Annotated in this window: 20 protein-coding genes and 2 pseudogenes; 12 read left to right on the forward strand and 10 right to left on the reverse strand. The window is 71.8% G+C overall.

What is annotated here, in order from left to right:
• Window positions 1–837, reverse strand: a complete 837-nt coding sequence (dapD, locus tag KSF81_RS19480; protein ID WP_217380373.1) for a 2,3,4,5-tetrahydropyridine-2,6-dicarboxylate N-succinyltransferase — start codon at window positions 835–837, stop codon at window positions 1–3.
• Between the two features lie 538 nt (window positions 838–1,375).
• Here dapD and KSF81_RS19485 point away from each other — a divergent pair.
• Together KSF81_RS19485 and KSF81_RS31590 are read left to right on the forward strand one after the other, a co-directional pair.
• The gene (locus KSF81_RS19485) at window positions 1,376–2,416 is read left to right on the forward strand and encodes a GGDEF domain-containing protein (RefSeq protein WP_217380374.1); all 1,041 of its coding nucleotides are present in this window, start codon (window positions 1,376–1,378) and stop codon (window positions 2,414–2,416) included.
• Window positions 2,413–3,618 carry a DUF2336 domain-containing protein gene (locus KSF81_RS31590; RefSeq protein WP_217380375.1) on the forward strand — a complete coding sequence of 402 codons (1,206 nt, stop codon included), beginning with the start codon at window positions 2,413–2,415 and terminating at the stop codon, window positions 3,616–3,618. The genes KSF81_RS19485 and KSF81_RS31590 overlap by 4 nt, the downstream gene beginning before the upstream one ends.
• An 18-nt stretch (window positions 3,619–3,636) precedes the next feature.
• Here KSF81_RS31590 and argB read toward each other — a convergent pair whose 3' ends face one another.
• The 6 genes from argB to rpmH form a co-directional block, all read right to left on the reverse strand.
• A complete protein-coding gene (argB, locus tag KSF81_RS19495; protein ID WP_217380376.1) occupies window positions 3,637–4,521 on the reverse strand; it encodes an acetylglutamate kinase in 885 nt (294 codons plus the stop codon).
• Window positions 4,522–4,574: 53 nt separating this feature from the next.
• The gene (yihA, locus tag KSF81_RS19500; protein WP_309139621.1) at window positions 4,575–5,297 is read right to left on the reverse strand and encodes a ribosome biogenesis GTP-binding protein YihA/YsxC; all 723 of its coding nucleotides are present in this window, start codon (window positions 5,295–5,297) and stop codon (window positions 4,575–4,577) included.
• Between the two features lie 89 nt (window positions 5,298–5,386).
• Window positions 5,387–7,198, reverse strand: coding sequence for a membrane protein insertase YidC (gene yidC, locus KSF81_RS19505; RefSeq protein WP_217380378.1), 1,812 nt, complete (start codon window positions 7,196–7,198; stop codon window positions 5,387–5,389).
• Between the two features lie 9 nt (window positions 7,199–7,207).
• Window positions 7,208–7,510 carry a membrane protein insertion efficiency factor YidD gene (yidD, locus tag KSF81_RS19510; RefSeq protein ID WP_217380379.1) on the reverse strand — a complete coding sequence of 101 codons (303 nt, stop codon included), beginning with the start codon at window positions 7,508–7,510 and terminating at the stop codon, window positions 7,208–7,210.
• A complete protein-coding gene (gene rnpA / locus KSF81_RS19515) occupies window positions 7,507–7,902 on the reverse strand; it encodes a ribonuclease P protein component (protein ID WP_217380380.1) in 396 nt (131 codons plus the stop codon). Before rnpA ends, yidD begins: the two co-directional genes overlap by 4 nt.
• Before the next feature lie 22 nt (window positions 7,903–7,924).
• Window positions 7,925–8,059, reverse strand: coding sequence for a 50S ribosomal protein L34 (rpmH, locus tag KSF81_RS19520; protein WP_217380381.1), 135 nt, complete (start codon window positions 8,057–8,059; stop codon window positions 7,925–7,927).
• A gap of 224 nt (window positions 8,060–8,283) precedes the next feature.
• Here rpmH and KSF81_RS19525 point away from each other — a divergent pair, with 224 nt between their 5' ends.
• From KSF81_RS19525 to KSF81_RS19550, 7 genes and pseudogenes are all read left to right on the forward strand, one after another.
• On the forward strand, window positions 8,284–9,048 hold the full coding sequence (locus tag KSF81_RS19525) for a TVP38/TMEM64 family protein (protein ID WP_217380382.1): 765 nt from the start codon (window positions 8,284–8,286) through the stop codon (window positions 9,046–9,048).
• 78 nt (window positions 9,049–9,126) lie between these two features.
• Complete coding sequence (locus KSF81_RS19530; RefSeq protein WP_217380383.1) at window positions 9,127–10,560, forward strand: NAD(P)/FAD-dependent oxidoreductase; 1,434 nt, start codon at window positions 9,127–9,129, stop codon at window positions 10,558–10,560.
• A gap of 35 nt (window positions 10,561–10,595) precedes the next feature.
• Window positions 10,596–11,390 (forward strand): 3-hydroxybutyrate dehydrogenase, encoded by a 795-nt coding sequence (locus tag KSF81_RS19535; RefSeq protein ID WP_217380384.1) that lies wholly within the window; start codon window positions 10,596–10,598, stop codon window positions 11,388–11,390.
• On the forward strand, window positions 11,390–12,511 hold the full coding sequence (locus KSF81_RS19540; protein WP_217380385.1) for a patatin-like phospholipase family protein: 1,122 nt from the start codon (window positions 11,390–11,392) through the stop codon (window positions 12,509–12,511). Before KSF81_RS19535 ends, KSF81_RS19540 begins: the two co-directional genes overlap by 1 nt.
• An 82-nt stretch (window positions 12,512–12,593) precedes the next feature.
• A pseudogene (locus tag KSF81_RS30055) lies at window positions 12,594–13,172 on the forward strand (amidohydrolase family protein); the annotation flags it as partial.
• 46 nt (window positions 13,173–13,218) lie between these two features.
• The gene (locus KSF81_RS19545; protein ID WP_217380386.1) at window positions 13,219–14,313 is read left to right on the forward strand and encodes an amidohydrolase family protein; all 1,095 of its coding nucleotides are present in this window, start codon (window positions 13,219–13,221) and stop codon (window positions 14,311–14,313) included.
• Between the two features lie 15 nt (window positions 14,314–14,328).
• Window positions 14,329–14,523, forward strand: a complete 195-nt coding sequence (locus KSF81_RS19550) for a hypothetical protein (protein ID WP_217380387.1) — start codon at window positions 14,329–14,331, stop codon at window positions 14,521–14,523.
• A gap of 17 nt (window positions 14,524–14,540) precedes the next feature.
• Here KSF81_RS19550 and KSF81_RS19560 read toward each other — a convergent pair whose 3' ends face one another.
• A complete protein-coding gene (locus KSF81_RS19560) occupies window positions 14,541–16,061 on the reverse strand; it encodes a DUF3293 domain-containing protein (RefSeq protein ID WP_309139622.1) in 1,521 nt (506 codons plus the stop codon).
• A 167-nt stretch (window positions 16,062–16,228) separates the two neighbouring features.
• Between KSF81_RS19560 and panC the strand changes: the two genes are divergently transcribed.
• Window positions 16,229–17,047, forward strand: a complete 819-nt coding sequence (panC, locus tag KSF81_RS19565) for a pantoate--beta-alanine ligase (RefSeq protein ID WP_217380389.1) — start codon at window positions 16,229–16,231, stop codon at window positions 17,045–17,047.
• 69 nt (window positions 17,048–17,116) lie between these two features.
• On the forward strand, window positions 17,117–17,860 hold the full coding sequence (locus KSF81_RS19570; RefSeq protein WP_217380390.1) for a hypothetical protein: 744 nt from the start codon (window positions 17,117–17,119) through the stop codon (window positions 17,858–17,860).
• Between the two features lie 55 nt (window positions 17,861–17,915).
• Here KSF81_RS19570 and KSF81_RS19575 read toward each other — a convergent pair whose 3' ends face one another.
• The gene (locus KSF81_RS19575; RefSeq protein WP_217380391.1) at window positions 17,916–18,806 is read right to left on the reverse strand and encodes a DMT family transporter; all 891 of its coding nucleotides are present in this window, start codon (window positions 18,804–18,806) and stop codon (window positions 17,916–17,918) included.
• Window positions 18,807–18,866: 60 nt separating this feature from the next.
• On the opposite strand from KSF81_RS19575, the gene KSF81_RS19580 reads away from it, so the two are divergent.
• Window positions 18,867–20,057 (forward strand): phosphatidylserine/phosphatidylglycerophosphate/cardiolipin synthase family protein, encoded by a 1,191-nt coding sequence (locus tag KSF81_RS19580; RefSeq protein WP_217380392.1) that lies wholly within the window; start codon window positions 18,867–18,869, stop codon window positions 20,055–20,057.
• 7 nt (window positions 20,058–20,064) lie between these two features.
• On the opposite strand, the pseudogene gluQRS reads toward KSF81_RS19580, so the two are convergent.
• Window positions 20,065–21,008: pseudogene (gluQRS, locus tag KSF81_RS19585) on the reverse strand (tRNA glutamyl-Q(34) synthetase GluQRS).
• Window positions 21,009–21,051 lie beyond the last annotated feature (43 nt).

The raw sequence follows: 21,051 nt of genomic DNA on the forward strand, positions 1-21,051 counted from the left end.
CTAGTCCCGCAGCAATTCGTTGATGGAGGTCTTGGCGCGGGTCTGCGCATCCACCCGCTTGACGATCACCGCGCAATAGAGGCTCGGCCCCGGCGAGCCGTCCGGCAGCGGCTTGCCCGGCAGGCTGCCCGGCACCACCACCGAATAAGCCGGCACCCGGCCCATGAAGAGCTCACCCGTCGCGCGGTCGATGATCTTCGTGGAGGCACCGATGAAGACGCCCATGGAGAGCACCGCGCCGCGTTCCACCACCACGCCCTCCGCCACTTCGGAGCGGGCGCCGATGAAGCAGTCGTCCTCAATGATGACCGGGTTGGCCTGCAAGGGCTCCAGCACGCCGCCGATGCCGACCCCGCCCGAAAGATGGCAGTTGCGGCCGATCTGGGCGCAGCTTCCGACGGTCGCCCAGGTATCCACCATGGTGTTCTGCCCGACCCAGGCGCCGACATTCACGAAGCTCGGCATCAGCACCACGCCCGGCGCGATGAAGGCCGAACGCCGCACCACGGCGCCGGGGACGGCGCGGAAGCCGGCCTCGCGGAAGCGGTTGGCGCCCCAGCCGGCGAATTTCAGCGGCACCTTGTCATAGGCACCGGCCGCGGTTTCCATGGGCGCCGAATCGGTCAACCGGAAGGAGAGCAATACCGCCTGCTTCAACCACTGGTTCACCTGCCAATTGCCCGCCGCGTCCGGTGCGGCGACCCGCGCCTCGCCGCGGTCCAGGAGGTCGAGCGCCGCCTCCACCACCGCCCGGTCCTCGCCGCCGGTGGCGGAGGAGACGGAATCGCGGCGCTCCCACAGGGCTTCGATCGGGGCCTGGAGGGCGGAATGGGTCATCCTGCTGGTTCCTGCATCGGGCGGGGTTCGAATGGCGCCGGACCATGCCGATGCCCAAGGGCGGCTGTCAACGCGCCGCCACGAATACAACGGCGGCGGCGATAACCAGGGATTCACCGCCTGCCGGCCAAGCTTCCAGGCATGGACCCCGCCGAAACCGAGGCTCTGGAGGCCTGCGCCATGGGCGCCACCGTGCTGCCCCGCACGGCACCTGCCCGCCTGCATGGGCCGGCGGCACTCGACCAGCCGCTGCGCGGCGCCCTGCTGGAATCCCGCCAGCGCTGGCGGGACCTCACCATGCTGGCGGCGGACCTGGTCTTCGAGACCGATGCGGCGGACCGCCTCACCTTCCTGGCGCCGGATGGAGCATTGGGCTGGGACGGCGCGGCGCTGCTCGGCCGCCCCGCCCGGCGGCTGCTGCTGCGGCCGGAGCCCGATCCCTTCGCGCTGCGCCAGCCGGTGCGGGGGATGATCGCCTGGCTTCACCAGGCGGATGCGGCGCCCGCCTGCCTGTCCTTCACCCTGATGCCGCTGACCGATGCCGCCGGGGGGCTTCGCCGGGCTGCGCGGCACCGCCCGCGACGTGACCGCGGAAATCGCGGAATCCGAGGCGCAGGCCGCGGCGCTCCGCCGCGCGGCGGCATTGGAAACCATGGTGCGCCGGGTGCGGCAGGAGGTCCTGGCGCCGCGCATGTTGACGGCGATGCTCGAAGCACTGCCCCCCGCCCTCGGCTGCGCCGGCGCCGCGATGCTGGAGTGCCAGCCCGCCGGCGGCCTGCTGGTGGGCGCGCGGCATGGCGCCGACCCGACCCCGCTGCTCACCGCGCTCCAGTTCCTCCCGGCAATTGCGGCACCCCGCTTCCTGGCCGGCCCGGGGGGCGAGCACCTGGCGCTGCTGCCGCAGCCGTATCGCGCCACGCCGCGCCACGCCCTGCTGGTCTGGCGCGCCGCTGGCGGCCGCGAATTCGATGCCGATGACCGGCATCTGCTGGCCTCGCTGGCCGACCTGACCTTCGTCACGCTCAGCAACCAGGTGCTGCAACGGGAACTGGAATTGCAGGCCCGGACCGAGGGGCTGACCGGCCTGCTCAACCGCCGCGCCTTCCTGGAGGATCTGCGCCGCAGGCTGGACCGGCTGGCGCAGGCCCCGGAGGAGCATCGGCCGGGCGGTGCGCTGCTGTTCATCGACCTCGACAACTTCAAGCCGATCAACGACCTGCTGGGCCATGAGGCCGGCGATGCGGCGCTGGTCGCGGTGGCCGGGCTGCTGCGGGAGATGGTGCGGCCCACCGATCTCGTCGCCCGGATCGGCGGCGATGAATTCGCGCTCTGGCTGCAAGGTGCCGATGCGGCTGCCGCGGCCGATCGCGCCGCCGCCATCTGTGCCGCCGCCACCACCCTGCTGCCGCCGCTGCTGCGGAGCGGCGCGGCCGCCCTGACCTTCAGCATCGGCTGTGCCCGGCCGGGGCATGGGGTGGAAACGCCGGAGGCGCTGCTCGCCCGCGCCGATGCCGCCATGTATGTCGCCAAGCGGGCGGGGCGGAACGCCTGGTCCGTTGCGCCGGAGATTCCACCGTGAACCCCGCCAGCTACGACACCGCCAGGCACATCGCGCAGGCGGGCGGGGAGGCCGAGCGGGTCGCCCTGGCCTGCCTGCCCGATGCCGCGCCGGAGATCCTCTATTTCCTGGCCGGCGCGCCCGAGGTGATGGTACGCGCCGCGGTCGCCGCCAATGTCGCGACGCCGGCCCAGGCCGACCGGCTGCTGGCGGCGGATGCGGAGCCCCGGGTGCGCGCCGTGCTCGGCCGCAAGCTCGCCCAGCTCGCCCCTGCCCTGGCGGCGGCGCAGCAGGATCGGCTCCGCCAACTGGCCTGGAGCACCCTCTGCGACCTTGCCGCCGATACTGCGGTCATGGTCCGCGCCGTCATCGCCGAGGAGTTGCAGGCGATGCCGGATGCGCCACGGGAGCTGATCCTGCGCCTCGCCAGCGACGCCGCCATGGAGGTGGCGGAGCCGGTCATCCGCTTCTCCCCGCAATTGACCGAGGCAGACCTCCTGGCGCTGGTGGCGGCCCCGCCGGTGCCGGAAACCGTCGCCGCGGTCGCCCGCCGGCCGCGGCTGAGCGAGGCGCTGTCGGATGCGATCGTTGCCGCCGCCGATCCTGGCATCGTTGGCTTGCTGCTGGAGAATCCCTCCGCCGCCATCCGCGAATCGACGCTCGACGCGCTGATCGCCAATGCCGCGGCGCATACCGCCTGGCAGGAAAGCCTGGTCCGCCGCCCCTGCCTGCCGCCGCATGCGGCGCGCAACCTGGCGGTGTGCATCGCCGACCATCTGCTGGGCGCGCTGGCGGCCCGGCCGGATCTCGATCCCGGCCTGGCGCAAGCGCTGCGCCAGCGGGTGGCGCAGCGCCTGGCGGTGCCCTCCACCGGCAACCCAGCGGCCCTGCCGGCGCGTGGGGCGCCGCTGATGCCACCGGAGCAGGCCTTCGAGGATGCCGGGCTGCGCGGCGACCGCGAAGGCATGACCCGGCTGCTGGCCGAGGCCGCCGGCCTGCCCGCCAGCCTAGTGGAGCAGGCGATCCGGCTGCGGAGCGCCAAGGGGCTGGTCAGCCTCTGTTGGAAGGCCGGATTCAGCCCGCGCTGCGCCATGCTGGCGCAGACCGCGCTCGGCCACCTGGCCCCCGGCAATGCGCTGGGGGCGGCGGAGCATGGCGGCTGGCCGCTCTCGCCCGAGGAGATGCGCTGGCAGATCGAGCTGCTGGCCGAGCGGGAGGACTGAGTCCGCCCCGCCGCAGGATCAGGGCTTGATCAGCGTCCCGGCGCCGCCATCGGTGAACAGCTCCCGCAGCACCGCATGCGGCACGCGGCCATCCAGGATCACCGCGCCCTTCACCCCCTGCTCGATGGCATAGATGCAGGTCTCGACCTTCGGGATCATGCCGCCCGAGATCCAGCCCGCGGCGATGCCGGTGCGCACCTCGGCCACCGTCATCTCCGACACGATCCGGCCGCTGCCATCCATCACGCCGCGTACATCGGTCAGCATCAGCAGCCGCTCGGCGCCGAGCGCACCGGCGATGGCGCCGGCCACGGTATCGGCGTTGATGTTGTAGGTCTGGCCATCGGCGCCGATGCCGACCGGGGCCACGACCGGCACGATATCGGCGCCGATCAGCAGCTTCAGCACGCGGGTATCCACGCATTCCGGCTCGCCGACGAAGCCGAGATCGAGTACCTGCTCGATATGGCTCGACGGGTCGCGGACCCTGCGCGTCAGCTTGCGGGCCCGCACCAGCCCGCCATCCTTGCCCGAGATGCCGACCGCGAGCGCGCCGGCCCGGGTGATGGCCTCCGCCACCTGCTTGTTCACCGGCCCGGCAAGGACCATTTCCACCACATCCAGCATCTGCGCGTCGGTGACGCGCAGGCCCTGGACGAAGGTGGATTTCACGTCCAGCCGCTTCAGCATGGCGTTGATCTGCGGCCCGCCGCCATGCACCACCACGGGGTTGACGCCCACCTGCTCCAGCAGCGCGATGTCGCGGCCGAAGCGCAGCGCCGTCTCCTCCTCGCCCATGGCGTGGCCGCCGTATTTCACCACGACGATCTGGTCGTCATAGCGCTTCAGGAAAGGCAGTGCGCCGGCCAGGATCTCCATCTGGTCGGCTGTCGGTTCGGTCATGGGCCGGGATTCCCGCGATGGCGTTGCGCGCTTAAGGGGCGGGCCGTGCAGGGTCAAGCGCGGGGCGGCGGCGGCGCCCAGGGCTCGGCCGGCGGCAGGGCCAGCGAGGTCAGCTCGGCCCGCAGTTCCGGGATGCCCTCCCCCGTCTCGCTGCTGGTCACCAGCACCAAGGGGTGGCCGGCGGTGTGGCTGCGGGCCAGCGCCTCGGCCTCGGCCCGGCGCTGCGCCAGCCACCAGGGCTTGGCGCCATCCGCCTTGGTCAGCACGATCTGGAAAGCGACGGCGGCCTCGTTCAGCAGCGTCATGGCCATGCGGTCGGCGGGCTTGGTCTCGATCCGCGCATCCAGCAGCAGCACCACGCGGCGCAGCGTCGGGCGGCCGCGCAGGAAATCGAACATCAGCCCCTGCCAGTCCTCCTTCACGCTTTTCGAGGCCTGGGCATAGCCATAGCCCGGCATGTCCACCAGGGTCAGCCTGCCGCCGAGATCGAAGAAGTTGAGCTGCCGCGTCCGCCCCGGCGTATGGGATACGCGGGCCAGTGCGTTCTGCCCGGTGAGCGCATTGACCAGCGAGGATTTGCCGACATTGGAGCGGCCGCAGAAGGCGACCTCCGGCCCGGTGGTGGGCGGCAATTGGTCGATCCGCTGCGCCGCGTAGAAGAAGGTGCAGGGCCGGGCAAACAGCAGCCGCCCGGCCTCGATCAGCGCCGCCCGCTGTTCCTCGGTGGTGGCCTCGGAGAGGCCGCCTGCGGGGAGTTGGTCGCGGCCCCGATTCACGCTCCCGTCCTCCGGCCGTCCGCGATCAGGGCCCGTGTTGCGGCCCTGATTCACGCTCCCGTCCTCCGGCCGTCCGCGATCAGGGCCGGTCACCCCTTCTTCGGCTTCGCCGCCGGCACCGGCACCGCCGCGCCATGGGCGGCCTTGGCCAGGCGGTCCTGGCGCATGATGGTCCATTGCTGCGCGATCGAGAGCAGGTTGTTCCAGCTCCAGTAGATCACCAGCCCGGCCGGGAAGCTGGCCAGCATGAAGGTGAAGATGATCGGCATCCACTGGAAGATCTTGGCCTGCACGGGGTCCGGCGGCTGCGGGTTCAGGCGCTGCTGCAGGTACATGGTCACGCCCATGATGAGCGCCCAGGCCGGCATGTGCAGGAAGTGCGACCACTGCATGGGGTCGAAGGGCAGCAGGCCGAACAGGTTGAACAGGTTGGTGGGATCAGGCGCGGAAAGATCGTGGATCCAGCCGAAGAAGGGCGCGTGCCGCATCTCGATGGTGACGAAGAGCACCTTGTAGAGCGCGAAGAACACCGGGATCTGGATGACGATGGGCAGGCAGCCGGAGGCCGGGTTGATCTTCTCGGTCCGGTAGAGTGCCATCATCTCGGCCTGCGCCTTGGCCGGGTCGTCCTTGTAGCGCTCCTTGATCTCCTGCATTTTCGGCCCGAGCGTCTTCATCCGGGCCATCGACTTGTAGGCCTTGTTGGCCAGCGGGAAGAAGGCCAGCTTCAGCGCCACCGTGAAGACCAGGATCGCCACGCCGAAATTGCCCAACAGCTTGAACAGCCAGTCGAGCGCGTAGAAGAACGGCTTGGTCAGGAAGTAGAACCAGCCGAAATCGATCGCCTTGTCGAAATCCGTGATGCCCAGCCGGTCCTGGTAGGCATCCAGCAGATGCACCTCCTTGGCGCCGGCGAACAGGCGCAGCGCCTGGCCGCCGCCGGTTGCCTCGGGCGCCACGGTGAGCGGCGCGGGCGGGGCGAAATCCACCTGCCAGCGGTCTTCCGGGCCACGCGGGCCGGCTTCCGGCACGGCGCGGAAGGTGGCGCGGAACCTGGCCATGGGATCGACCGGCGCCAGCGCGGTCAGCCAGTATTTGTCGGTGAAACCGGCCCAGCCGCCGGCCCCCTCCTGCTCGAAGGCGATGCCGCTGCGCTTGGCGGCCTCGTCCTTCGCCGAGGAATAGGTCACTTCCCGCAGCCGGGCATCGAGCACGCCGATGAAGCCCTCATGCAGGATGTAGAAACCCTGGGTCGGCGGCGTGCTCTCGCGGCGGATGCGGGCCCAGGGCAATAGCTGCACCGACTCCGCGCCGGTGTTGCGGACCCGCTGCTCGGCGGTGAGCATGTAATTCTCGTCGAGGGCCAGAACGATCTCGAAGACCTGGCCCTGGCCATTGTCCCAGCGCAGCGTGACCGGCGAGGCCGGGGCCAGGGTGGTGCCCTCCGCCACCTGCCAGTCGGTGTCGTTGCCGGGGACTCGGGTGCGGCCATCGGCGGCGGTCCAGCCCCATTGCGCATAATAGGGTGCCGCGCCCTCCCGCGGGGCCAGGAGCCGCACCAGCGGCGAGGCGGGGTCCACCGTCTCGTGGTAGTCGCGCAGCACCAGGTCATCCAGCCGGGCGCCGCGGAGCGAGAGCGTGCCCTGCACCCGTGGCCCCTGCACCGGCAGCCGCGCCCCGGGCTCGCGCGGCGTGCCGGCGGCGGGGGCGGCGTCGGTCGGCGCGCCGAGCGGCCCGGCCGGGCCGGGCCTGGGTGCCGGCTGCTGCACCTGCGCCGGTTGCTGCACCTGCGCCTGCTGCTGCTGCTGCTGCGCCTCCCGCGCCGGGCGGTTGAACAGGTCGAACAGCAGCAGAATGCCGATGGAAAGGGCGATCGCCGCGATAAGGCGCTTCTGATCCATGGAACGGGGCTAGCCTTTCTGGCCGGCCTGAAGCCGGCGGGCGTCCTGACCGGCCTGGGGCCGGGGAGATTCTCGGCCGGCCGATGGCCGGGGATCGGGCACCGGGTCGTAGCCGCCGGGATGCCAGGGGTTGCAGCGCAGGATGCGGGTGCCGGCGAGCCAGGCGCCGCGCATCGCGCCATGGGTGGAGAGCGCCTCCAGCGCATAGTCGCTGCAGGAGGGATGGAAGCGGCAATTGCAGCCCAGCACCGGCCGCAAGGTCCATTGATAGGCCAGCACCACGCCCTTCAGCGCCAGGGAACCCGGGCTCATGACGGCACCGGCCCTGGCGCGACCATGGGCGCCACCTCGGCCGGCATCACCCCCGCCTGGCGCAGCGCGCCCCGCAGGTCGCCGAGCAATTGCGCGAAGGGCCGGCCGGCAGTGGCGTCGCGGGCGATCAGCACCAGGTCCCAGCCACCCGAACCGGTCGGAGGCGGCGCCGCGGCCAGCGTCAGCCGCGCGGCTTCGCGCAACCGGCGCTTGGCGCGGTTGCGGACCACGGCATTGCCGATCTTCCTGGTCGCGGTGAAGCCCAGGCGCAGTTTCCCTCCGGGCTGCGGCAGGGCCTGCAGCACCAGGCCGGGGCGTGCGGCCTTGCGGCCACGCCCGGCCACCCGGAGAAACTCGCCGCGCCGGGTCAGCCGGGGCAGGCGGCCCGGCATGGCTCCCTCCCTCCGGCAGAGCCTAGGCGCTGAGGCGCTTGCGACCCTTGGCACGACGGTTGGTCAGGATCTTGCGGCCACCCACCGTCGCCGTGCGGGCGCGAAAACCATGGCGACGCTTCCGGACGAGCTTGGAGGGCTGATAGGTACGCTTCACGGTCGGTCTCCGTCAGGGCAGGCTGCCCAATCCAATTCAGGTGCCGCTTGCCCATTCCGGCTGGAATGCGCTGCGCGGACGGCCGGCGGCCCTTGCTTCCGGGCCCCGGCGAAGGCGGGCACGTATAGGGAGGGGGCGGGGATCGGGTCAACCACTCCTGCGTGACATGGCGCCCACGATGCCCCCCCGATGTATCGCCGCGGCCATGCCGGACGAAATGGAAGTTGCCATGCCCCGAAGCACCGACCAGCGCGCCGCCTCCCCCCGATGCCTCCCCTGATGCCGCCCCCGGCCGCCCGGCCTGGCAGCGCCTCTGGCCGATCGGGCTGATCCTGGCGGTCCTGGCCCTGGCCTATGCGCTCGGCCTGCACCGGCTGCTCTCCTTCGAGGCGCTGGCGGCGCATCGCGCCAGCCTTGGCGGCTTCGTCGCGGCGCAACCCCTCGCGGCGGCGCTGGCCTATCTGGCGGCCTATGTGGCAGTGGTGGCCTTCTCACTGCCTGGCGGGGCGGTGATGACCCTGGCGGGCGGGTTCCTCTTCGGCCCCTGGCTCGGCGCTGGCCTCGCCGTGGCGGGGGCGACGATCGGCGCCTGCCTGCTGTTCCTGGCCGCCCGCCATGCCCTGGCGGAGGTCCTGGAACGCCGCGCCGGGCCGCTGCTCGGCCGGGTGCGGGAGGAGCTGCGGCGGGGCGGGTTCTGGTACCTGCTCTCGCTCCGCCTACTGCCGGTGGTGCCCTTCTGGCTGGTCAACCTGGCCCCGGCCCTGGCGGGAATGGCGCTGAGCCCTTATGCCGCCGCCACCTTCCTCGGGATCATCCCTGCCACGGTGGTCTATGCCGGCATCGGGGCGGGGCTGGGGCAGGTCTTCGAGGCCGGCGGGCGGCCGGACCTTTCGGTGGTCTTCTCGCCCGGTATCCTGCTGCCGCTGCTGGGGTTGGCGGCGCTGTCGCTGCTCGGGGCCTGGTGGCGGCGTCGGCAGCAGCCTGGCTGATTTGCATCTTGCGGGCCGATTCACGCCCTCCGGCTTCGCCCTCGGACGACCGGGCCACTCAATCTGGGGACCAACCGCATGGCTGATTTCGATGTGGCGATCATCGGCGCCGGCGCCGCCGGGCTTTCGGTGGCGGCGATCTCGGCAGGGCTCGGCCTGAAGGTGGCGTTGATCGAGCGCGGGCGGATGGGCGGCGACTGCCTGAATTACGGCTGCGTCCCCTCCAAGGCGCTGCTCGCGGCCGGCCATGCCGCGGCCGAGGCGCGCGGCGCCGGCCGATTCGGCATTCGCCTGCCGCCACCGGAGATCGACTGGGCGGGGGTGCGGGCGCATGTCCAGGGCGCCATCGCCCGGATCGCGCCGAACGACAGCGCCGCCCGCTTCCGCGGCATGGGGGTCGAGGTGATCGAGGCCCCGGCGCATTTCATCGGCCCCGACACGATCGAGACGGGCGGCCGGCGCCTCGGCTTCCGCCGCGCCGTCATCGCCGCCGGCAGCAGCGCCGTGATCCCGGACCTGCCGGGCCTCGACGCCGTGCCCTGGCTCACCAACGAGACGCTCTTCGACCTGGAGGAGCCGCCCGGCCACCTGCTGATCCTGGGCGGCGGCCCGATCGGGCTGGAGATGGCCCAGGCGCATGCCCGGCTCGGCTGCCTGGTGACGGTGCTGGAGGCAGCGCCACGCATCGCCCTCCGCGAGGACGAGGAACTGGTCGAGGGCATGCGCCAATCCCTGCTGCGGGACGGCGTGGAGTTCCGGGAGGGCGTGAAGGTCACGCGGGTGGAGCCGCTCGACCCTGCCGGGGTGGTGGCGGTGCTGGAGGACGGCACCCGCATCGGCGGCACCCATCTGCTGCTGGCGGTGGGAAGGGCGCCACGGCTGGCCGGCCTCGACCTGCCGGCGGCCGGGGTGCAGGCGGGGCCGCGCGGGGTGGCGACGCGGGCCGATCTCCGTTCCGTCTCCAATCGCCGGGTCTGGGCGGTGGGCGATATCGCCGACCCGGAGGGGATCGGGCCCCGCGCCTTCACCCATGTGGCCAGCCACCATGCGGGGGTGGTGGTGCGCTCCATGCTGTTCCGCCTGCCCGCCCGGGTGGATTACGCCGCCCTGCCCCGCGTCACCTATACCGACCCCGAATTGGCGCAGATCGGCCTGACCGAGGCGGAGGCGCGGCAGGCCGGCCATGCCGACCTCACCATCCTGCGCTGGCCGCTTTCCGAGAATGACCGCGCCATCACGGAGGGCCGGCCGGAAGGGCTGGTGAAGCTGGTGGTGGGCAAGCGGGGGCGGCTGCTCGGCGCCGGCATCCTGGCGCCGCGGGCCGGGGAGATGGCGGGCACCTATGGGCTGATGATCGGCCGGAAACTGCCGCTCTCGGCGCTGGCCACCATGATCCTGCCCTATCCGACCCTGGCCGAGGCGGGCAAGCGCGCGGCGGGGGACTTCTATGCGCCGCGATTGTTGTCGCCCTTCACGAAACGGCTTATCGGGTGGCTCAAATTGCTGCCCTGAGCGTTATGACGCGAACCTGAAGGACGGAGCGGCTTATGGAACGGATTCTCGAAGGGCGCACGGCGCTCGTCACCGGCAGCACCAGCGGCATCGGGCATGGCATCGCGCTGCTCTATGCCCAGGCGGGGGCGAAGGTGATGCTGAACGGCTTCGGCAAGCCCGAGGAGATCGCGCGGGCGCGGGCCGAGGTCGGCGCGGCGATGGGGGTTGCGGAGGCGCCCTATTCGGATGCCGACCTCTCGAAGCCGGAGGCGGTGCGCGGCATGGTCCGGGCGGCCGAGGCGGCGCTCGGCAGCCTCGACATCCTGGTGAACAATGCCGGCATCCAATACGTGGCGCCGGTGGAGGAATTCCCCGAGGCGAAATTCGACGCCATCATCGCGATCAACTTCGCCTCCAATTTCCATGCCATCAAGGCGGCGCTGCCGGGGATGAAGGCGCGGGGCTGGGGGCGCATCATCAATATCGCCTCGGCGCACGGGCTGGTCGCCTCGCCGCACAAGGTCGCCTATGTCGCGGCGAAGCATGCGGTGGTCGGCATGACCAAGACGGTGGCGCTGGAGATTGCCGAGACGCCCCTCACCTGCAACGCCATCTGCCCAGGCTTCGTGCGCACGCCGCTGGCCGAGGCGCAGGTGAAGCCGCTGGCCGAGGAACACCATGTCTCCGAGGAGGTGGCGCTGAAGGACTACCTGCTGGAGAAGCAGCCCAGCAAGCGCTGGGTCGAGGTGGAGGAGGTGGCGCGCATGGCGCTCTACCTCGCCGGCCCCGGCAGCGGCGCGGTGAACGGCGCGGCGCTGTCGATCGATGGCGGCTGGCTGGCGGCCTGATGGACAACATCCTGCCGGAAGTCCCCTCACCCCTCGCTGCGCGGCAGGCGGCGGATCAGGCCGAACTGCAGAGCTTGCCGGCGCCCCCTGTCGCGAAGCCGGTGCAGGCGCGGCGCGTCAATCTCGCCCTGCAGGGCGGCGGCACGCATGGCGCCTTCACCTGGGGCGTGCTGGAGCGGCTGCTGGAGGATGACCGGCTGGAATTCGACGGCGTCTCCGGCACCTCCGCCGGCGCCATCAACGCCGCGATCTTCGTGCAGGGCCTGGCCGAGGGCGGGCGCGAGGGCGCGGTCCGGGCGCTGGCCAGGCTCTGGAAGGACGTCGCCACGCGGCTGGCGGCAAGCCCCTTGCGGAACACCCCCTTCGAGAAGGCGCTCTGGGGCTACGACCTCACCTATTCCTTCGCCTACCAGGCTTTCGACACGCTGACCCGCGTCTTCTCCCCCTACCAGTTCAACCCCTTCCCGGTGGAGTTCAACCCGCTGCGGCAGGTGATCCTGGACAACCTCGATGCTGAGCGGCTGAAGCGCGACCCCAAGACGATCCGGCTCTTCATCTCGGCCACCAATGTCCGCACCGGCAAGCCGCGGGTCTTCACCCGGGGCGAGATGAGCGCCGACGTGCTGCTCGCCTCCGCCTGCCTGCCGACCATCTTCCGCGCCGTCGAGATCGAGGGCGAGGCCTATTGGGACGGCGGCTATCTCGGCAACCCGGCGCTCTGGCCGCTCTATCACGAGCGTGGCGCGCCCGACATCCTGCTGGTGCAGATCAACGCCATCCTGCGGCCGGAACTGCCGACCAGCACCTCCGACATCATGAACCGGCTGAACGAGATCAGCTTCAACGCCTCGCTGATGAGCGAGATGCGGGCGATCGACTTCGTGCAGCGGCTGCTGGAAGCGGGGCGGCTGGAACAGCCGCGCTACCGCCGCATCTTCCTGCATGTGATCGATGACGAGGACCGGATGCGGGAGTTCAAGCTCTCCACCAAGCTGAACGGCGACTGGGAATTCCTGCAGGTGCTGCGGCGCTTCGGGCGCGAGGCGGCGGACCGCTTCCTGGAGCGGCATTTCGCGCAGATCGGCCAGGAGAGCACGCTGGACATCCAGCGCTACCTGTAGATCAGCGGTTGCCGCCAGCCCCCGGGGCGGCCATCCTCCCCCGCAAGGCGGCCGGGAAGGCCGGGCCAAGGGAGAGAGGCGGATGCACGATCTCGTTATCCGGGGCGGTACCATCGTGGATGGCACGGGCAGCCCGGGCTTCACCGGCGACCTCGCCATCAATGGTGACCGCATCGCCCAGGTCGGCGGCAAGGCCGGGCCGGGCCGGCGCGAGGTGCAGGCGGAAGGTCGGCTGGTGACGCCGGGCTGGGTGGATGTCCATACCCATTACGACGGCCAGGCCACCTGGGACCCGGTGCTGGCGCCCTCCTCCTGGCATGGCGTGACCACCATCCTGTTTGGCAATTGCGGGGTCGGCTTCGCGCCCGTCCGCAAGCGCGACCACCAGGGGCTGATCGACCTGATGGAGGGGGTGGAGGACATCCCCGGCATCGCCCTCGCCGAGGGGCTGAAATGGGACTGGGAAAGCTTCCCCGACTACCTCGATGCGCTGGAGCGGCTGCCGCGCAGCATCGATATCGGGGCGCAGGTCGCGCACCACCCCTTGCGCGTCTATGTCATGGGCGACCGCGCGATCCGGCGGGAGAACGCCACCGCCGAGGACATTGCCGAGATGGCGCGGCTGACGGAGGAGGCGCTGCGCGCCGGCGCCTTCGGCTTCACCACCTCCCGCACCGACCAGCACAAGACCCCCGCGGGGGGAGCTGGTGCCCGGCCGCTACGCCGAGGAGCAGGAGCTGATCGCCATCGGCCGTGCCATGGGCCGCGCCGGCCGCGGTACCTTCGGCATGCTCTCCGATTTCGAGGACGAGGCCGCCGAATTCCGCTGGATGGGCGAGGTGGCGCGCGAGAGCGGCCGCCCACTCTGGTTCCTGCTGACCGACCGTTCCTATGACCCCGAGCGCTGGCGGCGGCTGATGCAGGGCGTGCGGGCGGCACGGCGCGAGGGCCTGGCCATGACCGCGCAGGTGGCGGGCCGGCCGGTCGGACTGATCCTTGGCCTCACCACCTCACTCAACCCCTTTGCATTGCGCGAAGCCTTCCATGAGCTGGCACATCTGCCGGCGGCGGAGCAACTCGCCCGGCTGCGCGACCCCGCGATGCGGCGCACGATCCTGGCTGAGGAGGCCTCGCCGAGGCTGCTGGAGGTCCTGCCGCCGCTCTCGCGCCAGATCGCCACGCGCTGGGACCGCATGTACCTGCTCGGCGACCCGCCGGATTACGAGCCGCCGCCGGAGCGCAGCATCGCCGCCATGGCGGAGCGCGCCGGCGTCACGCCGGCCGAGTTCTGCTACGACTACCTCGCCGGCGGCGATGGCGGCCGCATGCTGTTCTTCCCCGTGACCAACTACGTCCATGGCGACCACGGCGTGGTGCGGGAGATGATCACCGATCCGCATACGGTGCTCGGCCTCTCCGACGGCGGCGCGCATTGCGGGGTGATCTGCGACAGCTCGCTCTGCTCCTTCATGCTGACGCATTGGGTGCGCGACCGGCAGCGGGGCGAGCGGCTGCCGCTGGAATTCGTGGTGAAGCGCCAGACCAGCGAGACGGCGGATTTCTTCGGCTTCCACGACCGCGGCCGGCTCGCCCCGGGCAAGAAGGCGGATGTGAACGTCATCGACTTCGAGGCGCTGCGCCTGCACCACCCGGAGATGATCTACGACCTCCCGGCGGGTGGCCGGCGGCTGGTGCAGCGGGTGGATGGCTATGACATGACCCTGGTCTCCGGCACGCCGACCTTCGAGCGCGGCCAGGATACCGGGGCGCGGCCGGGCCGGCTGGTGCGGGCCGGCGGGTGAGCACGGAGAGGCGGGATGTCCTTCGGCGAATGGTTCCGGATCATCCTGGCGGGCGCGGTGGGCCTGGCGGGCCTGATGCTGGCCCGCAGGCATGAGCCGGCCCTGACTACGGACCAGGTGGGTGTGCTGATCTTCGCCCTGGCCGTGGGCTATGTCTTCCTTCTGGTAAGCCGGTATTTCGACCGGCAGGACCGCGCCACGCGGGACTGAACCAGCCGGCGCGACCCTCAGCGCAGCAGCCTGAGCCGCGCCGGCCCACCCAGCCGCACCGCCACGATCGCATTCTGCCGGAAGCGCCGCGCCAGCACCGCGACCCGGCGCGGATCGGCGGCCACCAGCAGGTGCCGCTCCGCCCAGCCATTCCCTCGTCCCTGGCTCCTGCCCCAGCCCTCGGCGACAGGCAGCCGCCGTGCCGCCTGGCGGAGCCGGGCCAGCATGCGGTCGTTCCAGCCGCGCGGCATGCGCCGACTACAAGGGTTCCAGGCCGTGACGAAACCGCCCTGCCGCGCGCCAAGACATCGCAGCAGCCGGTCCAGCGCGGGCGAGCGCCGGCCGATCCGGGCGATGGCCCCCGCGGCTTCGTATTCCGTCCGCGCATAGGCGCGCGCCAGCGCCCGCTTCATGCAAGCTGGAACAGCATCGCCTTGAGATAGGCGCTCTCGGGCAGCAGCGGATGCAGCGGGTGGTCCGGGCCCGCGCCGCCCTGGAACAGGATGCGGCCCTCGCGATGGGCGCGGCCCATGCCCCAGATCACCGCCTCCGCGAAATCCCCCCGGCGCGACATGATGGCTGCAGGAGGCGATGAACAGGAAGCCGCCCGGCGCCACCAGCGAGGCCGCCAGCCGCGCCAGCTTGCCATAGCCGCGCAGCGCCGCCGGCTGGTCCTTGCGGGACTTGGCGAAGGCCGGTGGATCGGCCACCACGATGTCGAAGCGGGCGCCGCTGGCGGCCAAGCGCTCCAGCTCCTCCAGCGCCTCGGCGCGGCGGGTCTCGACCCGGGTGCCGAGGCCGTTCTCCTCCGCCGTCCGCATCGCCAAGTCCAGCGCCTGCGCGCTGCGGTCGAGCAGGGTGACATGCGCCGCGCCGGCCGCCGCGGCGCGCAGCCCGAAGCCGCCGGTATGGCAGAAGGCATCCAGCACCGTGGCGCCGGCGGCCAGCTTCGCCACCCGGTCGCGGTTCTCCCGCTGATCGTAGAACCAGCCGGTCTTCTGTCCGCCGAGCAGGTCCACCGCGAAGCCGAGCCCGCCCTCCTCCACCCGCGCCGTGCCGGCCTCGCCGAGCAGGGGGCGCACCTCCTCCGGCAATCCTTCCAGCAGCCGCACCGCGGCGTCGTTGCGGGCCACGATCAGCCGGGGTGCGAGCAGCCCGGTCAGGGCCTCGACCAAAGCGGGGGTCAGGCGCTCCATGCCGGCGGTATTGGCCTGCAGCGCCAGGGCATCGCCATAGCGGTCGATGATGAGGCCGGGCAGGCCATCCGCCTCGGCATGGACCAGGCGGTAGAAGGGCGCGCCGTAGAGCCTGCCGCGCAGCGCCAGGGCCGCGGCCAGCCGGGTTTGCAGCCAGGCGGCATCCACTGAAGCGGCCGGATCGCGGGCCAGGCGGCGGGCGGCGATCAGGCTGTGCGGGTTGAAGTACCAGGTGCCGTGGCGGATGCCGTCATCCCCCTCCAGCCGCACCAGGCCGCCGGGTGGCAGGGCCTTGGCCGTGGGGGTCATGGCGATCTCGTTGGAGAAGGCCCAGGGGGGCACCGGCCTTCACCCGGCGGTCATGGCCGGGCAGCAGGCGGATCAGCGGATGGCTGGCGGGATCAGGGTCTGGCATGGCGCGGCGGACCATGGGGCCGCCTGGCCTCTGGCGCAATGCGCGGCGCAAGCCCCGCCTTGCGGCAGGCGGCGGGGCAGGTGAACCTGCCGCCATGCGTATCGTCCGCGACCTGCCCGCCCTCCGTGCCGAGCTTGCGAAGCTTGGACCTCTTGCCCTGGTGCCCACCATGGGGGCGCTGCATGAGGGGCATCTGTCGCTGCTCGGCATCGCCCGCAGGCAGGCGCCGGCGGTGGCGGCCTCGATCTTCGTCAACCCGCTGCAATTCGGGCCGCAGGAGGATCTCAGCCGCTACCCGCGCGACGAGGCTGGGGATCTGGCGAAGCTGGAGGCGGCGGGTTGCGACCTCGCCTGGCTGCCCTCGGTCGAGGTGATGTACCCGCCCGAGGGCGCCACCGCGATCGAGGTCGGCGGCCCCTCCGAGGGCTGGGAGGGCGATGCCCGTCCCGGCCATTTTCGCGGCGTCGCCACGGTCTGCGCCAAGCTGTTCCACCAGACCGGCGCCGCGGTGGCGCTGTTCGGCGAGAAGGACTGGCAGCAGTTGCAGGTGATCCGCCGGATGGTGCGCGACCTCGACATGCCGCTCCGCATCCAGGGCTGCCCCACCGTGCGGGAGGCGGATGGGCTGGCACTCTCCTCCCGCAACCGCTTTCTCTCCGCGGCAGACCGCGCCCAGGCGCCGGCGCTGCACGCGGCGCTGCGGCACGTGGCGGCGGAGCTGGCCGCCGGGGTGCCGGCGGGTGCGGCGATCGCCACGGCCAAGGCCGGGCTGGCGCAGGAGGGATTCGCGGTGGACTACCTGGCGCTGGTTGAGGCCGAGACGCTGCGGGAGGTTTCCACCCTGCCCGGCCGTCTCATCGCGGCGGCGCGACTCGGCAGCGTGCGACTGCTCGACAATATCGCGGCGGCCTGATCCGCCCGGCCGCGGAACGGCGTTGCGCCGCTTGCGTTGCCGCGCGGCAACCCAGGAGCGGACCGACGCATGCGCCGTATCGCACAAGCCATCCTTGCGACCATCGCGCTGGGCTCCGCCGTTGCGGCGGCCGGCAGCTTCGACGAATTCCAGATCTTCGACGGCCGCATCGCCGAGCCCGGCAGCTTCGATGTGAACCAGCACATCGTATTCGGCCGCCGTGGCCGCGCCGGCGACGGCGCCCCGCGCAACGGACTGCTGGTGGAACCCGAGATCGGCTATGCCACCACCGAATGGCATGAGGTCGCGCTGGGCCTGCCGGTGGCGCGGGAATTCTCCGGCGACACCTTCGGCGGCGGCTTCAAGCTGCGGAACAGCTTTGTCCTGCCCGGCGCCGGCGACCGCCCGGTGGCCTGGGGCATGGATATTGAGTTGCGGCACCAGTCCTACCGCTTCTCCAGCACGGACTGGGCGGTGACGCTGCGGCCCATCCTCGATCTCCGCAGCGGCCCCTGGCAGCTCATCCTGAACCCGAATGTGGAGATCCCCTTCGGCCGCGGCGATGTGGTCTTCGCCCCGGCGGTGCGCGGCGTCCGCCAGGTGGCGGAGCGCGCCTGGATCGGGCTGGAACACTACATGGACCTCGGCCGCCTCGACCGCTGGGAGACGCACCGGCGCCAGGCGCACCAGCTTTTCGTCACGACGGATTTCAAGGTGAACGAGCGGCTGGCCCTGCATCTCGGGCTGGGCCATGGCCTGACGCGGAACAGCGACCGCTGGGCCGGCAAGCTGATCGTCAGCCTGGATTTCTGACAGCGATCGCCTGAGGTGGAAACACCGAGGACGTGAATCGCTGGCCCTGGCGGGATCAGCCCCTGACCACCAGCAGCACGCCACCCAGCGTCAGCCCCAGCGCCGCCACTTGCCGCAACCCGAAGGGTTCGCCCAGCAGCAGCGCCGAGCCGAGCACGCCGACGATCGGCGCCAGCAAGGTGCCCATGGTGGCGACCGAGGCCGGCAGCCGCCGCAGCGCCGCGAACCAGGCGAGGTAGCAGAGGCACAGCGGGAAAGCCGCCATATAGGCCAGGAACACCCAGCCCCGGGTGGAGAGCGCCGCGAAATCCGGGCTCTCCAGCAGCAGCGTGCCCACCAGCAACGGCAACATCCCGAGCCCAACCTGCCAGACCACCGCCGCCGCCGGCTGCATCGCCAGCGGCCAGCGCTTGGTGACCACGGTGCCGAGCGCGAAAAGGACGGATCCCCCCAGCGCAAAGGCGATGCCCGGCAGCTTGCCCAGCCCGGCAGCGAAGCCGCCGCCGCCCACCACCACTACCAGCCCCGCCAAGCCGCAGCCCAGCGCCAGCAGGCGCCGCGGCGTCGGCCGTTCCCCCAGCAACGGCCAGGCAAGCAGCGCCGCCCAGACCGGCATGGTGTAGGACACGATGCAGGCCTCCCCGGCATCGAGCCAGAGCAGCGACAGGGTGGCGAACCCCATCCAGGAGGTGATGTTCAGCAACGCCGCCAGCCAGAGCCGCGGCCAGAGCCCGCGCGGCACGCCGAGCGGGACGCCGGCCGCCCGCACCAGCACCGCCAGCACCAACGCCGCCGCCACCCCTGCCCAGGCCCGCGCCGCCAGGGGCGGCAATTCCAGCAGCAGCAGCTTGAGCGGCGGCCAGTTGGAGCCCCAGCCCAGCACGGCCACCAGCAGCAGAAGGAACCCGGCGGTCTCCGGGCGTTGAAGCGCAGGACTGTTCGGCATCCGGGCAGACCTACCACCTTCCGGGCTGGCAGCGGAGACGGCACCAGGACCATGGACCAGATGGCCCCCGCGAAGGCATGCAATCTCCTCCGCCACCGGCGGTTGTTTGAGGAGGCGCTGGGCACGCCCTTCACCGAGGGCAACCGGATCGAGCGGCTGCGCAATGGCGACGCCATCTTCCCGGCCATGCTGGCGGCCATCGAGGGCGCCCGGGATTCGGTGGAATTGCTGAGCTACATCTATTGGCGCGGCGACATCGCAATCCGCTTCGCCGAGACGCTGGCGGCCCGGGCGCGGGCCGGCCTGGCCGTCCGGGTGCTGCTGGATTCCTGGGGCGCCGCGCCCATGAACCAGCGGCTGGTCCGCATCATGCGGCAGGGTGGCGTCGATCTCCGCTGGTTCCGGCCGCTGCGCCGCTGGCAGGTCTGGCGGGCCGGGCAGCGCACCCACCGCAAGGTGCTGGTGACGGATGGGCGGCTCGGCTTCACCGGCGGTGTCGGCATCGCCGAGGAATGGTGCGGCGATGCCCGCCATGCCGGGGAGTGGCGCGACACCCATTTCCGCATCAGCGGCCCCGCTGTGCGCGGGCTGCGCGCCGCCTTCTACGGCAATTGGGCGGAGGCGGTGCTGGAGGAGGAGCCCGCTGCCGGCCTGCCCGCGGCGCTGGAGGCCGGGCAGGACCGGGCCGAGCGGCCGGGCACCGCCACCGTGCAGGTGGTGTGCTCCTCGGCCGGCAGCGCCTGGTCGCAGGTGGCGGGGATGGCGGAGCTGGCGATCGCGCTGGCGCAGCGCAGCCTGCGCATCGGCACCGCCTATTTCGTCCCGGACGCGGCGACCACTTCGGCGCTGGTCGCGGCGGCCGAACGCGGGGTGGCGGTGGAGGTGATGCTGCCCTGGCCGCATATGGATGTGCGGGTCAGCCAGCTTGCCGGAGCACGGGCGATCGCGCCGCTGCTGGAGGCCGGCGTCGCGGTGCAGGTCTATCAGCCCTGCATGTACCACGCGAAGGTGATGCTGCTGGATGGGCAGGTTTCCGTCATCGGCAGCGCCAATTTCAACCGCCGCTCCGCCTGGCAGGACGAGGAGGTCTTCCTGGTCTGCCACGACCCGGCCCTGGCCACGGTGCTGGCGGAGGATTGGGAGGAAGACCTGGCGCGCTGCCGGCCGATCGAGCTTCGGCGCTGGCGCCGGCGCGGCCGCTGGCAGCGGCTGAAGGAGGCGGCGGCGCGGGTGGTGAAGCCCATGGTGTGAAAGGGCGTCAGGCCGGATCGGGGAATCCCGCCATGGCGCGCACCGCCGCCGGGCCGTGCCCGGCCCCCCGCAGGGCCTGCAGCGTCGGCGCCTTGTCGCGCTTGGCCAAGCGGCGGCCCGATGCATCGGTTAGCAGGCGGTGATGGGCGTAGCTTGGCTCCGGCCAGCCCAGCAGAGCCTGCAACAGCCGGTGCAGGGACGTGGCGGGCTTGAGGTCGAGGCCCCGTGTCACCAGGGTGACGCCCTGCACCGCATCGTCATGCGTGACGCAGAGATGATAGCTGGCCGGGATGTCCCGGCGCGCCAGCACGACATCCCCGAAGGGTGCCGGGTCGCAGCGCAACCGGCCCTCGCCGAGTTCGTGGAAACTCAGCCCCTGCGGCACCTCGGCCAGGGCTGCCGCCATGTCGAGGCGCAGCGCATAGGCATCGCCGCGATCGATCCGCGCCTGCCGCTCCGCCGGGGAGAGGCGGCGGCAGGTGCCGGGGTATACCGGCCCGGTCGCCGGAGCATCGGGGGAGGTGGTGGCAAGGCCCCTCCCCTCGGCGCCATGCGGCGCATGGCCTGCCGCCGCGATCTCCCGGGCGATATCGGCGCGGGTGCAGAAACAGGGATAGAGCAGGCCCCGCGCTGCCAGCTTGTCCAGCGTGGCGCGGTATTCCGGCAGGTGGCGCGACTGGACCCGCACCGCCTCCCCCGCCGGGGGGCGCGTCCCAGGTGAGGCCGAGCCAGGCCAGGTCCTCCAGCGTGGCCGCGGCGAATTCCCGGGCGGCAGCGGGTGGCGTCGATATCCTCCAGCCGCAGCAGGAAGCGGCCGCCGGCGCGGCGCGCCAGGTGCCAGCCGAACAGGGCGGAATGGGCATGGCCGAGATGCAGCAGGCCGGTCGGGCTGGGGGCGAAGCGCGTGACCGCGCTGGAGGGTGGGTCGGGGAGCAGGCCGGTTGCGGTCATCGGCCCTACCGGGTAGCGAAACGCCGCAGCAGGGAGCAAGAGC

The sequence above is a fragment of the Siccirubricoccus sp. G192 genome (genome assembly GCF_019084075.1).
Classification (GTDB): Bacteria; Pseudomonadota; Alphaproteobacteria; order Acetobacterales; family Acetobacteraceae; genus G192.

Excerpts from the sequence above, each read along its gene's own strand:
- rnpA (WP_217380380.1), bottom strand. The coding sequence starts at position 7,902 with ATGCCGGGCCGCCTGCCCCGGCTGACCCGGCGCGGCGAGTTTCTCCGG.
- yidD (WP_217380379.1), bottom strand. The coding sequence starts at position 7,510 with ATGAGCCCGGGTTCCCTGGCGCTGAAGGGCGTGGTGCTGGCCTATCAA.
- dapD (WP_217380373.1), bottom strand. The coding sequence starts at position 837 with ATGACCCATTCCGCCCTCCAGGCCCCGATCGAAGCCCTGTGGGAGCGC.
- panC (WP_217380389.1), top strand. The coding sequence starts at position 16,229 with ATGCGTATCGTCCGCGACCTGCCCGCCCTCCGTGCCGAGCTTGCGAAG.
- KSF81_RS19485 (WP_217380374.1), top strand. The coding sequence starts at position 1,376 with ATGCCGCCGGGGGGCTTCGCCGGGCTGCGCGGCACCGCCCGCGACGTG.
- KSF81_RS19570 (WP_217380390.1), top strand. The coding sequence starts at position 17,117 with ATGCGCCGTATCGCACAAGCCATCCTTGCGACCATCGCGCTGGGCTCC.
- KSF81_RS19530 (WP_217380383.1), top strand. The coding sequence starts at position 9,127 with ATGGCTGATTTCGATGTGGCGATCATCGGCGCCGGCGCCGCCGGGCTT.
- yidC (WP_217380378.1), bottom strand. The coding sequence starts at position 7,198 with ATGGATCAGAAGCGCCTTATCGCGGCGATCGCCCTTTCCATCGGCATT.
- KSF81_RS19550 (WP_217380387.1), top strand. The coding sequence starts at position 14,329 with ATGTCCTTCGGCGAATGGTTCCGGATCATCCTGGCGGGCGCGGTGGGC.
- argB (WP_217380376.1), bottom strand. The coding sequence starts at position 4,521 with ATGACCGAACCGACAGCCGACCAGATGGAGATCCTGGCCGGCGCACTG.
- KSF81_RS19540 (WP_217380385.1), top strand. The coding sequence starts at position 11,390 with ATGGACAACATCCTGCCGGAAGTCCCCTCACCCCTCGCTGCGCGGCAG.
- KSF81_RS19535 (WP_217380384.1), top strand. The coding sequence starts at position 10,596 with ATGGAACGGATTCTCGAAGGGCGCACGGCGCTCGTCACCGGCAGCACC.
- KSF81_RS19575 (WP_217380391.1), bottom strand. The coding sequence starts at position 18,806 with ATGCCGAACAGTCCTGCGCTTCAACGCCCGGAGACCGCCGGGTTCCTT.
- KSF81_RS19580 (WP_217380392.1), top strand. The coding sequence starts at position 18,867 with ATGGCCCCCGCGAAGGCATGCAATCTCCTCCGCCACCGGCGGTTGTTT.